The organism is Streptococcus suis (assembly GCF_024509555.1).
Taxonomy (GTDB): Bacteria; Bacillota; Bacilli; order Lactobacillales; family Streptococcaceae; genus Streptococcus; species Streptococcus suis_AD.
Genome location: NZ_JAMWEL010000003.1, coordinates 52,853 through 65,641 on the forward strand (window position 1 = coordinate 52,853; position 12,789 = coordinate 65,641).

General features: G+C 41.3%; 14 protein-coding genes. 8 read left to right on the top strand and 6 right to left on the bottom strand.

Annotated features, from left to right (window positions below):
• Window positions 1-20 precede the first annotated feature (20 nt).
• The 5 genes from NF418_RS02225 to NF418_RS02245 all read right to left on the bottom strand — a co-directional run bounded on the left by NF418_RS02225 (window position 21) and on the right by NF418_RS02245 (window position 5,342).
• Window positions 21-1,004 (bottom strand): LacI family DNA-binding transcriptional regulator, encoded by a 984-nt coding sequence (locus NF418_RS02225; protein ID WP_172083342.1) that lies wholly within the window; start codon window positions 1,002-1,004, stop codon window positions 21-23.
• A 9-nt stretch (window positions 1,005-1,013) separates the two neighbouring features.
• Window positions 1,014-1,796 carry a DUF1189 family protein gene (locus NF418_RS02230; RefSeq protein WP_256778257.1) on the bottom strand — a complete coding sequence of 261 codons (783 nt, stop codon included), beginning with the start codon at window positions 1,794-1,796 and terminating at the stop codon, window positions 1,014-1,016.
• Window positions 1,797-1,855: 59 nt separating this feature from the next.
• Window positions 1,856-2,695, bottom strand: coding sequence for a sugar ABC transporter permease (locus NF418_RS02235; RefSeq protein WP_256778258.1), 840 nt, complete (start codon window positions 2,693-2,695; stop codon window positions 1,856-1,858).
• A 1-nt stretch (window position 2,696) separates the two neighbouring features.
• Complete coding sequence (locus tag NF418_RS02240) at window positions 2,697-3,986, bottom strand: carbohydrate ABC transporter permease (protein WP_172050592.1); 1,290 nt, start codon at window positions 3,984-3,986, stop codon at window positions 2,697-2,699.
• Window positions 3,987-4,085: 99 nt separating this feature from the next.
• Window positions 4,086-5,342, bottom strand: coding sequence for an extracellular solute-binding protein (locus NF418_RS02245; protein ID WP_256778259.1), 1,257 nt, complete (start codon window positions 5,340-5,342; stop codon window positions 4,086-4,088).
• A 327-nt stretch (window positions 5,343-5,669) separates the two neighbouring features.
• Here NF418_RS02245 and malQ point away from each other — a divergent pair, with 327 nt between their 5' ends.
• The 7 genes from malQ (at window position 5,670) to NF418_RS02280 (ending at window position 11,884) form a co-directional block, all read left to right on the top strand.
• The gene (malQ, locus tag NF418_RS02250; RefSeq protein WP_256778260.1) at window positions 5,670-7,208 is read left to right on the top strand and encodes a 4-alpha-glucanotransferase; all 1,539 of its coding nucleotides are present in this window, start codon (window positions 5,670-5,672) and stop codon (window positions 7,206-7,208) included.
• Between the two features lie 79 nt (window positions 7,209-7,287).
• Window positions 7,288-8,199 (top strand): helix-turn-helix domain-containing protein, encoded by a 912-nt coding sequence (locus NF418_RS02255; RefSeq protein ID WP_256778261.1) that lies wholly within the window; start codon window positions 7,288-7,290, stop codon window positions 8,197-8,199.
• A 13-nt stretch (window positions 8,200-8,212) separates the two neighbouring features.
• Window positions 8,213-9,112, top strand: a complete 900-nt coding sequence (locus tag NF418_RS02260) for a helix-turn-helix domain-containing protein (RefSeq protein WP_256778262.1) — start codon at window positions 8,213-8,215, stop codon at window positions 9,110-9,112.
• A 375-nt stretch (window positions 9,113-9,487) separates the two neighbouring features.
• Window positions 9,488-9,751, top strand: coding sequence for a hypothetical protein (locus NF418_RS02265; RefSeq protein WP_306172649.1), 264 nt, complete (start codon window positions 9,488-9,490; stop codon window positions 9,749-9,751).
• A gap of 54 nt (window positions 9,752-9,805) precedes the next feature.
• Window positions 9,806-10,420 carry an ABC transporter ATP-binding protein gene (locus NF418_RS02270; protein ID WP_256778263.1) on the top strand — a complete coding sequence of 205 codons (615 nt, stop codon included), beginning with the start codon at window positions 9,806-9,808 and terminating at the stop codon, window positions 10,418-10,420.
• A complete protein-coding gene (locus NF418_RS02275; RefSeq protein WP_256778264.1) occupies window positions 10,420-11,571 on the top strand; it encodes a hypothetical protein in 1,152 nt (383 codons plus the stop codon). Before NF418_RS02270 ends, NF418_RS02275 begins: the two co-directional genes overlap by 1 nt.
• A gap of 13 nt (window positions 11,572-11,584) precedes the next feature.
• Window positions 11,585-11,884, top strand: coding sequence for a hypothetical protein (locus NF418_RS02280; RefSeq protein WP_256778265.1), 300 nt, complete (start codon window positions 11,585-11,587; stop codon window positions 11,882-11,884).
• A 39-nt stretch (window positions 11,885-11,923) separates the two neighbouring features.
• Here NF418_RS02280 and NF418_RS02285 read toward each other — a convergent pair whose 3' ends face one another.
• Window positions 11,924-12,118, bottom strand: a complete 195-nt coding sequence (locus tag NF418_RS02285) for a hypothetical protein (protein WP_256778266.1) — start codon at window positions 12,116-12,118, stop codon at window positions 11,924-11,926.
• Between the two features lie 128 nt (window positions 12,119-12,246).
• Here NF418_RS02285 and NF418_RS02290 point away from each other — a divergent pair, with 128 nt between their 5' ends.
• Complete coding sequence (locus NF418_RS02290; protein ID WP_105108747.1) at window positions 12,247-12,768, top strand: ABC transporter permease; 522 nt, start codon at window positions 12,247-12,249, stop codon at window positions 12,766-12,768.
• Window positions 12,769-12,789 lie beyond the last annotated feature (21 nt).

Genomic DNA, 12,789 nt, shown 5'->3' on the forward strand with positions numbered 1-12,789 from the left:
CCGAACGGCTCCTTTCTAAGTTAAAGTTCAGTAATGGTATGTGGAATGACGCGGCGGTAGCAGACCTGCTTGTCTTCCTTGTTGTCGCTGATGATTTGGTGGAGGGTGTTGAAGGCCACGCGTCCCAGTTTGATAGCATGGACATCGACATAGGCTTCAATATCTAATTTTGGTTTGACAGAGTCAAAGGAGATGATTGGAAGTTTTGTACCGACTTCGTTGAGGTACTTGACCATTCCTTCTGCCACCATGGTGTCGGTTGTGACGATAGCATCAATCTCTTGTTTGAGTAATTTTTTGGAAATCTTGTAGGAACTGTCTTCCAATAGGAAGCCTGAAACAAACTTGACCTTGTTTTCGTCAAGAGGGATATTATGAGATTTGAGGGCGTTTTTATAGCCTGAATAACGGTCTTGGGAAACGACCAGTTCCTTGTTACCAGCGACAAAGGCAATATTCTTGTAGCCCTTATTGATAAAGTAATTGGTCGCTTCAAATCCAGCCTGGATATTGTCATTATCGACTAAGGAGATAAATGGAGAATCTGCCTTACCGAGAATGAGGAAGGGAAACTTATGCTGAATGGCTAGCTGGACCAGTGGGTCATCTGGCTTGGAATAAAGGAAAATTAAACCATCAACCCGTTTTCCATAGACCATCTGAGAAATAGCTTCCAATCGCTGCTCTTCATTTTTTCCCGTAGAAATTTGGATCGCATAATTGTGGTCAGCAGCAACCTGTGAAATACCACGCAGGGCTGTCGGGAAGAAAGGGTTTTGATAGAAGACATCAGAATCTTCAGGAAGTACCAAGCCAATCACCTGTGTGTAGCTAGAAACCAGACTACGAGCATTGAGATTGGGATGATAGTTGAGGTCCGCCATAGCCTTTCTAACTAGGTCTTTGGTTTTTTGACTAATAGCAGAGCTATTCTGAATGACGCGGGTAACGGTAGAAGGTGAAACACCTGCTAACTTAGCGACGTCTTTAATGGTAGCACGCATAGGAACCTCCTAAATCTCATCTCTGAATTTGGTTTTGAAAAATACCCAAATCAATACTATCACAAAGAGGATATTTTGAACAGTCAAAACAGTTGTAACAGGTTGCCCCATAATCCCAATCAAGCAGGCTAAAATGGTTGGTAGTCCCAAGCAATGCAGGGAGAAATTGAAACATTCTTTAAAGGTATGAAAATGGAAGAAACGGGATTTTTTAGTCAGGTAGAGAAAGCCACTTGCACCCAGTAGAATAAAGAGGAGATTGGTGGCCAAAATCATGGTCGATACCAAGGTAATGCTCAGACCAACTATTGCCCGATTGGCTTGGTACCAATTCTTTGAAAGGGCGGTTGTCAATCTTTCCTTACTTGAAAAATCAGCATTTGTCAGTCCATCGTAGCTGAGCTGGGTTAGGATATCCTGTCCTTTTCGAATGGTCAGACTTTGTTGGCCAAATTGGTAGGAGAAATCAGAGCTTGTAGGCACTGTTTCACCAAAGGTAACCTGCTCCCAGCTACTATTTCCTGTATAGGTGAATTGTCCATTTTCAATAGCTACATGTTGGCTAAGGTCATTCATGACATCCTCATTGAGCGGTTGATACACTCCTTCTACAAAGTTTTCCAGCGGATAGGTTTCCAAGCTGACAGTTTGAAGAGAGCTGGGAATGACAAGGAGGGACACTAAAAAGAGCGTAGTAAATAGACCTTGCCAGACTTTCATCCATCTGCGGTTGGCAAACATTTTTCTAGGAGAAAAAATACTGGAAAAATAAGAGAATGGGTAGGGAATCATGTGTTGTACCTTTCATAAAAATTTTGGCTCTGTCTAAAAAGGGAAAAGGTGGGACAGGGTTACCCCTTGTCACCACCACTTGTTAAACCAGATACAAAGTTCTTTTGTAGGAAGAAGAATAGGATACTGATTGGGAGGGCGATGAGGATAGCACCTGCCGCGAAGTAGGCAATCTTCAAGTTTTTCACATCAGAGATGAAGGTTTGAAGACCGACTGCTACAGTATAAAATTCTTTTTCACGAAGCAAGAATTTGGATAGGATGTAATCTCCAAAAGGTCCCATGAAGGCCCAGAGTGCCTGTACAGCAATCATTGGACGAACAAGTGGAAGAACGATTTGCCAGAAACGTCTGAAGTGACCAGCACCGTCTAGTTTTGCAGATTCATCGAGAGAAATTGGCACTGTATCGAAATAACCTTTCATGAGCCATGCATTCATTGGGATACCACCACCAACATAAAGGAAGATGAGGAACCAACTTTGATTGAGGGCATTGAGCATGAGAGCCATAACGAAGAAGGCTGTAAGGGCAGCCATTGTTGGCACCATTTGAATAATCAAGAAGAAAACCAAACTCTGTTTACGAGCGATGAAGTTATAACGGCTATAAGCATAACCAGCTAATACCACTATACTGGTTTGGATAAGCATTGTCAAGATTGCGATAATGAGCGTGTTGAGGTACCAGGTACCGTAGAGAGTTTCGCTAAATAGTCCTTTGAAATTGTCCAAAGTAAACTGGATTGGTTCCAGCTTGAAAGCTACCACGTTGCCTGATTTAAAGGCTGTCATGATGGTAATCAATAGAGGGTAGATAATGATGATAGACAGTACAATCAGATAGAGATAGGTAAAGGTCTGATTCAGTCTGCGTCTAGTTTTTACAGATACTTTCATCTTATACATCCTCCATTTCAAAAGCATTTAATTTTTTGAAGGCAATCATAGAGATACTGATGACAATCATAGAGATGATCAAGGTAACTGCAGCTGCCATTGAATACTGAGGAGCAGTACCAGTTGTCAATTTGTAGATCCATGAAATCAAGATATCAGTTGAACCAGCACCCCCACCGACGCTACCAGGTCCACCGTTATTGAAGAGGTAGATGATAGAGAAGTTGTTGAAGTTGAAGGTGTACTGACTGATCAGGGTTGGAGCAGCTACTGCCAAGATCATTGGCAAGGTAATGCTACGGAATTTTTGAATGGCACTTGCTCCATCAATGTAGGCAGCCTCGTACAAATCGTTCGGAATAGATTGCAAAATACCCAAGGTCAAGACATAGATATAAGGGAAACCAAGCCAAGCCTGCATCATGATAAGGGCAACTTTAGTCCAGAATGGATCTGTTTTCCATGGAATGAGGAAGTTGTCGATAAATGGCAAGAACTTGCTCAAGAATGGCAATACTTGTGTGTTAATAGCACCGACACTATCGTTGAACATGTTACTGAAGGTCAAGATAGTCACGAAGGCTGGAACAGCCCATGGGAGCAAGAAGATAACACCGAAGATGCGTTTGCCCTTGATAAATGGCTGGTTAGCAATGATGGCTGTCAGGATACCGATAACAATCTGTGCAGTTGAGGCAGCCAAGGCCCAGATGATTGTCCAACCTAATACAGAACCAAAGGCTGAACGGAAGGTGCTGAGTTTCCAGATATTTGTAAAGTTAGTAAAGCCAATCCAATCAAGAAGAGCACCAGGAGGTAGGTGTTGGAAATCATAGTTGGTAAAGGCGATAAAGAGTGTCACCACAACCGGGAAAATGATGGCAAAGGTCATGGCAATATATGAAGGAATTATCAAGAGATAAGGGAAGCCATTTTCATAGATTCCTTTTATCATGTCTTGCAATGTGACTGCAACAGGAATACCATTATTGATTCGTTTGGCAGTGTCGTGGGCATCCTTTAGGTTTAAGGCGTAGAAAGCAAGATAGACAACTGTAATGATGAGGTGGAAGGAACCACGGATCAACATGAAGAGGGAGTTGTCACGGCCACGTTGGCTACCAAGGGTAATTAAGTTTCCAATTTCTCCACCTGCTATTGCAATGAAGTAGACTAGGAAAGCTAGTGTTACCCCAAGGAAGATATAGCCTTTTGCTTTTTGCTTGTTGTAAATTTGCCCCAATCCTGGAAGAAGGGACAAGAGGAGTGCCTTACTTGGATTTTGTTTCATAGTGTAATCTCCTTTAGGTCAGTCCTAAATATCAATATATATTTTGGGTTGTATTAACAAAGCAGACTGGGAGGAAATCCCAGTCTGACTTAAAAATGACTAGTTGCTGTATTTTTGAGCAATTGTGTCTTCAATCAATTTCACAGCGTCAGTAGCAGCAGTCTTAGGATCTTTTTTACCACTTACAGCTTCGAAGAGCATGTTAGCAGCTGGTTCCCAAACTGTGCTCATTTCTGAGATGTTTGGCATTGGTTGAGCAGAAGCAAACTGGTTGATAACTGCAGTTGTCAATTCATCGTTCTTACTTACTGCATATTCACGTGCTTCTGTGTTAGCTGGAACTTCGTTTGTAGCATCGTAGAATGCTTTTTGTTGTTCAGTTGAAGTCAAGTGGTCAACAAATTTTTGTGCCAAGTCTGGGTTCTTAGAACCTGCAGGGATAACCCAAGCCTTACCACCACCGAATGCTGAGTATGCTTTGCCGTCAGCAAGTGTAGGAATAGTAGCCACGCCGTAGTTGACACCTGCATCTTTCAAAGCAGAAGCTTTCCATGGACCATCGATGATAACAGCTGTTTTACCTTCAGTAAACTGAGTTTGAATCAAGTTACCAGCAGCAGATGCATCTTGAAGACCTTGAGGCCATTTTTCATACCAAGTTTTAGCGTATTCGATAGCCTTGATAGCACCGTCGTTAGCAAGACCGATGTCTTTTGGATCTGTACCATTTTCACCGAACACATAACCACCGTAACCAGAAAGAAGTCCATATGCGTAGTAGAAGTTTGTCCAGTCAGCTAGGAAGGCTGAAGTTTTACCTTCTTCACCAGCAAATGCATACTTGCTATCTTTAGCCAACTCTTCCAATTCAGCAAATGTTTTTGGTGCTGCAGAAACAAGGTCTTTGTTGTAGTAAGCAACCAATGTTTCGATAACAGCAGGTGAACCGTAGACTTTACCACCAGTAGTTACCAGTGTCTCAGTAGTGTCATCTGTCTTGCTTGTTTCAGCGAGTTTCACTTCTGAAAGTTGACCTTCTGAACCAAGGCTACCTACGCGGTCGTATGGTGCCATCATAACGTCTGGAGCTGAACCGGATTGGTTATCAAGTGACAAGTTGTCCAAACCTGTAAGAGCGTCACCAGTTTTAACGGTAACAGTAACGCCTTCATTTTCTTTTTCAAAGGCAGCTTTTGCTTCGTTGACGTATGCTTCGTATTGTGCATCGATATAGATTGTCAACTCTTGACCAGCATCCGTAGATGAGCTTGAGTCAGATGATGAGTTTGAGCAAGCAGCCAATACAGCAGTAGACGCAGCTAGAAGAGCAACGCTCTTAAGTAGTTTGTGTTTCATATTCTTCCCTCCAAGAATAAATGGTTTATTGTGAAACGCTCACTAGCGCAAACGTTTTCCTAAGTTGAATATATTATACACCATTATGAATCCGTTTGCAAGCGTTTTTATAAAAAATATTAAAAAAATTTTTAGGTCAATATAAACTGTATAAAAGCATTTTTGATAAATTTTTGATATATAATGAAGAAACCTGTAAAAATTGCTGAAATTGTCTGATATTTTTGTGAAAAAAACTTGATTTGTTACCGTTTTCATTATATAATGATAAAAAGCAATCGTTTGCATCCTATTTATGATTAATTAGAAAGATATGGGGAAGATTTTATGAAAGAACGCCAAAGTGGAGTGCTTATGCACATTTCATCTTTACCTGGAAAATACGGCATTGGTTCTATGGGACAGGCTGCCTATGACTTTGTTGATTTTTTAGAAAGAACCAAGCAACGCTACTGGCAGATTTTGCCTTTGGGAACGACTAGTTATGGTGACTCGCCTTACCAGTCTTTCTCTGCCTTTGCGGGTAATACTCACTTTGTCGACTTTGATTTTCTGATTGAAAAGGGCTGGTTGACCGAGGAAGATCTAGCTGGAATTGACTTTGGCGAAAAGGATACAGAAGTGGATTATGCCAAGGTCTTTTACGGTCGACGTCCTGTCTTGGAAAAGGCTGTAAGGGCGATAAAGGCAGAGGGGTTGCCAGAGGATTACTGGTCTTTTGCTGAGGAAAATGGCTTTTGGTTGCACACTTTTGCAGAGTACATGGCTATCAAAGAGCATTTTGACAATAAGCCCTGGATTGATTGGGAGGATCAAGGAGCTCGCCTGCGCTATCATGATACATTAGAGTATTACCGTCAGCTCTTGGCGGAGCAGATGGATTACCACCGCATCACCCAGTATTTGTTCTTCAGTCAGTGGCATGCTTTGAAGGCTTACGCCAATGCCAAAGGTGTTGAGTTTGTTGGGGATATGCCGATTTATATAGCGGCTGATTCTGCGGATATGTGGGCCAATCCACACTTCTTCAAGACAGACGAAGAAGGCAAGCCAAGTGTGGTTGCCGGCTGTCCACCAGATGCCTTTTCAGAAATTGGTCAGCTCTGGGGCAATCCAATTTATGACTGGGAAGCTATGAAGCATGATGGTTTTACTTGGTGGGTGGCTCGTTTGCGTGAGTCCTTCAAGATTTATGATATGGTGCGGATTGACCACTTTATTGGCTTTGCTTCTTTCTGGGAAATTCCAGCAGGGGAGGAAACAGCGGTTAATGGCTACCGTGTGGAAGCACCAGGTTTCGAACTCTTTGAAACTATCAAGTACCACTTGGGCGACCTGAATATCATCGCGGAAGATTTGGGAACTGTGACAGATAAAGTTATTCAATTGCGTGAAAGGACTGGTTTCCCAGGCATGAAAGTCTTGCAGTTTGCCTTTGACCCTGAGGGTGACAGCATTGAAATGCCGCACAACCACCGCAACAATGTCGTAGCCTATACTGGCACCCATGATAATGATACCATTCTAGGTTGGTATGAGAGCGAACTGTCTGACGAAGGTAAGGAATTCTTAGACAAGTACAGCAATCGCCGTGAGGATGAAGGGGTTAGCCATGCTCTGTTCCGTTTGCTTTTCGGCTCACCTGCCTTTATGGCTGTGGCTACCATGCAGGACTTGCTTGGTCTGGATGGGTCAGCTCGTATGAACCTGCCAAACACCCTTGGTGGTAACTGGACTTGGCGGATGACTGCCGACCAGCTCACCCCTGCCATTGAGGCAGACTTGCTTGATTTGACAGTGACCTACCGCCGTGAGAATGCCATTGTCAAAGCAAAAGAACAAGAAATGACAGAACCATCAGCCTAGGCTGGTGGTTTTTTGTAAAGGCTTGCAAGATGTGGTATACTGTTTAGGTAAGGATAAATAGGTGCAGTGGGGGACTGGTATGGATTTAGGACAAAAAATCGAACGCTTACGATTAGAAAAGGGACTGAGCCGTCCAGATTTTTGTGGAGATGAATCCGAGTTGACGGTACGGCAATTAGCTCGGATAGAAAGTGGTCAATCGCAACCTTCTATTCCAAAGCTAGAGTACATTGCCCAGCGTTTAAGCATTCCAGCCTATAGCCTGATGCCAGACTATAAGGAACTGCCACAGGGCTATCTGGAACTCAAGTACAAGTTGCTGCGGGAACCGATGTATAATAAGGTTGAGGTGTTGGATAAAAAGGATGGGTATATCGAAACCATATATAATACCTATTTTGAAGAACTACCTAAGACTGAGCAGCTTATCTGTGAGGCTATGCAGGCTATAGTGGACATGGTGCGGACCAATCAACCAGATTATGCAGTAGCTCTATTGACAGAAAACTTGCCACTTCTTATGGCAAAGGAAGTATGTGATGTCAACGATTTGATACTGATTCGGCTCTTTTTTGTCCAGCAAACAATAGGAGAGAATACAGTCAGTAGAGTTCAAAACAACTTTGAATCTATCTCCTATTTAATGAAAAAACTAGCCAGCAGTCAGACATTTGTTCGATTAGAAGATACTTTTTATTTAAGAGATGCGATTATCTCAGGGCTTGCCTGCTTTGAACTGATAGAATATTATGACGATGCCCCTATCTATATTGATTGTCTTCGTGGAATAATGGAAGAGACGCAAGATTATCAAAAGAAACCTCTCTTGTTTATGCTGGAATGGAAAGCGGCTTTGAAATTAGAGGGGAATTATGAAAAAGCTGAAAAAGTCTACCAGTCAGCCAAATCGTTTGCTCAGGTCATTGGAAATGACTATCTGGCACAGAAATTGACAGAAGAGTGGCAAGAAGATTTGAAAAAATATTTGTAGGAGGAGGGGTGACATGACTTTAGGACAAAAAATCGAACGCTTACGATTAGAAAAGGGACTGAGCCGTCCAGATTTTTGTGGAGATGAATCCGAGTTGACGGTACGCCAATTAGCTCGGATAGAAAGTGGTCAATCGCAACCTTCTATTCCAAAGCTAGAGTACATTGCCCATCGTTTAGGCATTCCAGCCTATAGCTTGATGCCAGACTATAAGGAATTGCCACAGGGCTATCTGGAACTCAAGTACAAGTTGCTGCGGGAGCCGATATATCAAAAAGAAGGTATTATTGAACAAAAAGACACCTATATAGAGAAAATTTATGCTCTATACCATGATGAATTGCCAGAGGAAGAGCAACTTACTTGTGAGATTATACAGGCAATGCTAGATACGATTAAAACAGGTCGACCGGAATATGCTGTTCCATTACTGGAAGAATACCTCCCAAGCCTTGAAAGTAAGTCTGTTTATTTTATGAGCGATGTCTTATTGGCTAGGCTATATTTTCTGCAAGCATCAAGAAAAAGTACCAATGCATCAAATGTAGATAATGTGGAAAAATTGATGTTAAAAGTAATGGAACAAATTCCAATCAACCGAATTGAAGATTACTTTATTATAAGAGATACTTTGGTAGTAGGTTTGTGTTTTTTTGAAAAAATTGGGCACTATGATTACTTTGATACCTATCTTGATTGTCTACATGCTATCATGGAAAAAACAGAAGATTATCAGAAGAAACCTTTAATTTTAATGCTGTCATGGAAGCAAGCTTTACGGAAAGAGGGGGGATTTGAATTCGCTGAGCCGATGTTCCAATCAGCTAAAACTTTTGCACAAATTATCGGAAATGACCATCTGGCACAGAAATTGACAGAGGAATGGCAGAAGGATTTGAAAAAATATTTGTAACTATAATTTATCGATGACATAAATGTCATCGCTGAAAGACCTAAGAGATATGATTGTTCGTCTTTTAGGTCTTTTTTTTTTATCTCTTTATTGCTTTTTAGGGGCTAAAGACTATATTTTGATGACATTGCTGTCATTGGTGATTTTGTGAAAAGAGGATATACTAGGCACATAAAAAGTTATATGTAAGAAGGAGATAAGAGATGCTTAAATATTTTTTTGGCAAGCTAGGCGATGTTTGGTGGACATTTTAATCACTTTTAGAAAGGTAGGTAAGTAACATGAGATGCATTTTGAAAAGGTCTATATTCCGTGAAAGGAATCAGACCTAAAAAATAAACAATAACATATAAGAAACAAAAGGAGAAAATTAAAATGAAAAAAATTGGTAAATGGTTGGCACTTGGTGCTGTTGTCGCTGGTATTGCAGTAGCTCCTTCAGCATCTGCTGTTACAGTTGTAAAATCGTATCGCTATGATGTAAACAAGTATACTGGTGGTGGAAGTAATTACCATGGTTATCAATATGTAAATATTCCAAACTGGTCACGTTACACTGGTTCTAGCCGTATCTTTGTCAGTCAAGGTTGGAACTACACAAGGTATCAACACATTAACTACTATTCAGGTAGATACTAAGATTTTCGGCAGGAGAGAAAATCTCTCCTGCACTTTTTATGAGAGGTGAGGATAATGACTTTAGAGATTAAAAACATGACCATTGCGACACGGCATCCTGTTTTGACGAATTTTTCCTATCAATTCCACAAGGGGAACCTGTACGGCATTGTAGCTACCAACGGTTCTGGAAAGACAACATTTTTCAGAACGGTGGCAGGCTTGCTGGCTCCACTTGCTGGTCGGTCGAGTTGGTCTAGCACTGCTGGTCATCCAAATAGGGACTTGTTTTACTATGAAACGAGCGAATGGTTTGAGGGAAATCTTTCTGGTCTGGACTATTTACGATTTGTCAAACAAACTTGGCAGTCTTCGGTGGACATTGATGCGGTTATTTCCTATTGGGAAATGGAGGATTATGCCCACCTACCTATTCGCCAGTATTCACTGGGGATGAAACAGCGGGTCTTGATTGCCATGTATATGGTCAGCGACGCGACCTATCTCTTGATGGACGAGATTACCAATGGTTTGGATGAAACAAGTCGGAAGCTTTTCTTTAAAGCCTTGCACCAACTTTGCCAAGAAGACAAAATGATTATTTTGACCTCTCATTATAAAGAGGATATTGAAGAATATTGCCATGTGACCTTGAAACTGGTCAATGAAACCATGCAGGAGGTAGACTGATGACTTACAAGAAATTTCTATTTGCTCAATTAGTAAAAAATAAGTTGACCTATGTACCTCTAGTGCTATTGTTGTTTGCTTGTTTGGGAACCTTGTTCCTCAATCATCAGGCTTCACAAACCAATAACCTAGGGGCACAAATTCGACAGAATCAACGGACCAATGCCCAAGCTATCGAGGAAAATCAGGCTCGTTTGGAGAGTTTGGAACCAGAATCGGAGGAATACCTTTATGTTTCAAAAAGTATAGAAGATGGGCAAGCAATTATTGCCTCGGATGAAGAGTTTCTAAAGGCTTTTACAGCTGGTCAATGGGACCAAGTCTATGACCGTCAGCTAGATTATCTGTCGTCTGCCAAGGCTTCCTTGGAAGCTCATAGTCCTGAAAAGGATGTTTTGGAGGCATTGGATAGGGAGATTGCGTATTATACGGCTCTTTCTAAGATTGATTTACCGTTTGAGGACACCCATTTCCCACATACAGCCTTTCAATTTCTCCCGTCCTTGTTTACCTACATCTTCCCTGCCCTTCTTCCTGTTGGAATCGCCTTTGTCTTGACCAATGTTTATGGAGGTGCCTATGCTGGAAAATTGGACAAGTATCGGATGTTGCCCCTGTTTAGAGGACAACGTATGGTGCAGGAATTAGCAGTTGGCTTTGTTTTTTCTCTTTTGCTATTTGCCTTGGTTTCTCTAACGTCTTTCTTAGTGGCAGGTTTGGTATTTGGTTTTGGAAGTCTTCACTATCCGACACTTTCTTATAGTTTGAATAGTTTCCAGCTTTCCTTTGTTAGTATTGGCTCTGTCCTCCTGCCGACCTTGCTTCTCCAAGTCCTCTCCCTTGTCTTCATTAGTAGTCTTGTCTATCTGATTAGCTTGGTGACTAAGAATCGCATGACAGCCCTCTTTTTGTCCACAGTTACCTTGTTTTCGATGGTCTGGCTACCAAGTCTGCTCAATCCCCTCTTCAAAATTGCTCATCTGCTCCCGACGACCTATATGAGAAGTTTTGAAATTGCAACAGGTGTCTTCCAAAAAAGCATTGAAAACCATACATTGAGCTGGGGCATGGGAATTCCTGTTATTCTAGTCTGGACTGGACTTATTATTGGTCTGTCCTATGTGTTTTTGGGAAGAACAGATAAGATATAGAAGGAGATTGGACATGGATAAAAAATTTAGGTATTATCGCAATCCAGACTATACGATTGGGCGTAGAAAGCTGGACATGTTGGTCATTGAAAATTTGACGGATAAGTTGATGCTGTATCAAGTTCGGGTAAATGGTTACTTGCTGGACTTTGTCAGTGCAGAGGGGCACGTAATCAGACGTTATAGACTGAAGGATTTGCCCTTGGATGTCGAATTAACCGTGGCAGATGTGGAAGACGATGTGGATTTGACCTTACCAGAAAATCTGACCTATCGCCAATTTGACTTTTTCCAAAATCTTGCCTCTAAATAAAAATGATCTCCTCTAGGTCGAACTTAGAGGAGATTGTTCTTATTTCTTCTGTTTACGGACATAGAGCCAGTAGGAAATCCAGTAGTAGATAGTATAGAGCAGGGCGACAACAAGGCTCCAAAAACCGATAGCAGCTAGGATATCAGTGAGGTCAGGGAAGAGTAATTTTGCAAATTGATAGAAAAGCAGATACAGGAAACAGTATTGCCAGTAGTATTTTTTGAAATGTTTCATCACTTTTCCTCCTTGTTACTTTTCTTTATTATAGCATTTTAATATATATTTTTCAATTTGTTCACAAAATCACATTGACAAAGCATGTTTTTTGGAGTAGAATAAGACTAAAATTAGGAGGTGTTTATATGAAAAGACCAATTCATCTGTATATTTTTGTGATACTATCTAGTATTGCCAGTATCTTGAGGCTATTCAGTGCCTTTGTTTCGACCTTTAACGAGGAGCAACTTCGTGCGTCTATGCAGGGAGCTGCAGGGATTAATGTGGAAGAGTTAATTCTTGTTTCGCGCGAAACAGCCAATCTCCAGACTAGCATGATTCAGAAGATAGCAGCTATAGTCATGTTTGGTCTACTGATTGCAGTCATTGTTTTCCTATTCATGAAGAAAAATGAGCTGGCCTCCTATCTTTACATTGGCTATCTATTTTCAACCTTGCTACTGAACACCTATAACTACCTAGCAGGTAAAGGTGTTGCTCAACTCTACTCAGATGCAGCCTTTCGTGATGTGACAGCAGCAACTATGTTAGGGGGCTACATCATCAATATTGTCTTATTTGCTATTTATTTTGGTGTGACGGTGTTCTTCCATTTACGTAAGCCAAAGGAGCAGCCAAGTACTGCTATTAATTCCACAGATATTTAATCATCTAAAAAACTGCACGGT

What these genes read in the sequence shown, in the direction of transcription:
- NF418_RS02225 (WP_172083342.1), bottom strand. Translation starts at nt 1,004, where the DNA reads ATGCGTGCTACCATTAAAGACGTCGCTAAGTTAGCAGGTGTTTCACCT.
- NF418_RS02230 (WP_256778257.1), bottom strand. Translation starts at nt 1,796, where the DNA reads ATGATTCCCTACCCATTCTCTTATTTTTCCAGTATTTTTTCTCCTAGA.
- NF418_RS02235 (WP_256778258.1), bottom strand. Translation starts at nt 2,695, where the DNA reads ATGAAAGTATCTGTAAAAACTAGACGCAGACTGAATCAGACCTTTACC.
- NF418_RS02240 (WP_172050592.1), bottom strand. Translation starts at nt 3,986, where the DNA reads ATGAAACAAAATCCAAGTAAGGCACTCCTCTTGTCCCTTCTTCCAGGA.
- NF418_RS02245 (WP_256778259.1), bottom strand. Translation starts at nt 5,342, where the DNA reads ATGAAACACAAACTACTTAAGAGCGTTGCTCTTCTAGCTGCGTCTACT.
- malQ (WP_256778260.1), top strand. Translation starts at nt 5,670, where the DNA reads ATGAAAGAACGCCAAAGTGGAGTGCTTATGCACATTTCATCTTTACCT.
- NF418_RS02255 (WP_256778261.1), top strand. Translation starts at nt 7,288, where the DNA reads ATGGATTTAGGACAAAAAATCGAACGCTTACGATTAGAAAAGGGACTG.
- NF418_RS02260 (WP_256778262.1), top strand. Translation starts at nt 8,213, where the DNA reads ATGACTTTAGGACAAAAAATCGAACGCTTACGATTAGAAAAGGGACTG.
- NF418_RS02265 (WP_306172649.1), top strand. Translation starts at nt 9,488, where the DNA reads ATGAAAAAAATTGGTAAATGGTTGGCACTTGGTGCTGTTGTCGCTGGT.
- NF418_RS02270 (WP_256778263.1), top strand. Translation starts at nt 9,806, where the DNA reads ATGACTTTAGAGATTAAAAACATGACCATTGCGACACGGCATCCTGTT.
- NF418_RS02275 (WP_256778264.1), top strand. Translation starts at nt 10,420, where the DNA reads ATGACTTACAAGAAATTTCTATTTGCTCAATTAGTAAAAAATAAGTTG.
- NF418_RS02280 (WP_256778265.1), top strand. Translation starts at nt 11,585, where the DNA reads ATGGATAAAAAATTTAGGTATTATCGCAATCCAGACTATACGATTGGG.
- NF418_RS02285 (WP_256778266.1), bottom strand. Translation starts at nt 12,118, where the DNA reads ATGAAACATTTCAAAAAATACTACTGGCAATACTGTTTCCTGTATCTG.
- NF418_RS02290 (WP_105108747.1), top strand. Translation starts at nt 12,247, where the DNA reads ATGAAAAGACCAATTCATCTGTATATTTTTGTGATACTATCTAGTATT.